The organism is Bradyrhizobium hipponense (assembly GCF_008123965.1).
In the GTDB taxonomy this organism is placed as follows: Bacteria; Pseudomonadota; Alphaproteobacteria; order Rhizobiales; family Xanthobacteraceae; genus Bradyrhizobium; species Bradyrhizobium hipponense.
The window spans coordinates 1-1,161 of sequence record NZ_VSTH01000301.1; the positions used below are offsets into that span (position 1 = coordinate 1).

General features: G+C 56.1%; 1 protein-coding gene. It reads right to left on the reverse strand.

All coding sequences use genetic code 11. The features are described from left to right. Positions 1-335 precede the first annotated feature (335 nt). The coding region (locus FXV83_RS42165) for an ATP-binding protein (protein WP_235940628.1) at positions 336-1,161 on the reverse strand (826 nt) is incomplete at its 5' end.

Sequence of the window (1,161 nt, forward strand, 5' to 3'; positions counted from 1 at the left end):
GGCGCACTCCGGTCTACCCCAGAGAACGGACATCTTCAGAGCGGTCGGCAGGTAAAGTGGATACAGCGCACCAGCGGCCCTTACTTGGGTTGCTTGTCGCGCCCGTGGCGTTTGCCGCATAATGGCGGGCTGTTGCGAACCCCGCAGCCCCGCTCCTTCGACTCCATCCAAATCCCCGCGTCGACGGGCTACAATCAGACTCGCGTATTTGCGGCAAGACAAGCCTATTCGATCACTGCGTCGGCGCGGCCGAGCAATGCCCGCGATTGCGGCTGGTCAACTTCAGCGCCAAGCGTCAGTCGTGCTTGACGTCAGAGGCACACCGGATGATTTCATTATCTCGAAGCCGCAATATCCTGGATAAAATCTCTTAGTGCTTCGGTGTCGAACGGCTTACGTAGTATTCTTAAATTTGGGGGAGCTGCTTTTGCAGCATCGCTGTAGCCGGTGGTGAGGGCGATGGGCAAATTGGGATACCGCGACCGAATTTCTCTCGCGAGCCCGACGCCATCGATGGTCCCCGGCATGACGATATCGCTGAAGACGAGATCGATCTTTGTACCGGCTTCGAGCAGTTTTAACGCCGCTTCGGCCGATTCTCGATAGATGGTCTCATAGCCCAGATGCTCGAACAGCGAGGATGTCACATCCGCCACATCAGCGCTGTCGTCGACAACGAGAACCGTCTGCCGCTGCGAATGCCCCGCTTTTGTTCTAGCCGCGGAGAGCTCCTTGCTGGTGATTTGCTCGTCCGCACAAGACGGCAAATAGACTGTAACCGTTGTTCCCTGTCCGACCTTGCTGTCTGCCTTCACCGTTCCACCGGCTTGGTGCGCAAAGCCATAAACCTGAGACAAACCGAGCCCGGTTCCTTTGCCAACCTCTTTGGTTGTGAAAAATGGATCGAACATCTTGGACAGAAGATTGGGCGGAATACCAGTGCCCGTATCGCTAAACGCTATCGCAAAAAATGCTTCGCCAAGGTGATTATCGCCCATGTCCAGATCTACGGTCACGGCGTTGACGGATAACGTGAACGTGCCGCCGTTTGGCATGGCGTCGCGGGCATTAACGGCGATGTTGACAATCGCAAGTTCCAGTTCGGCGAGGTCCACCTTAACCGGCGAAACACCGTCGCCAATGTTTTCGTTGTACACAATG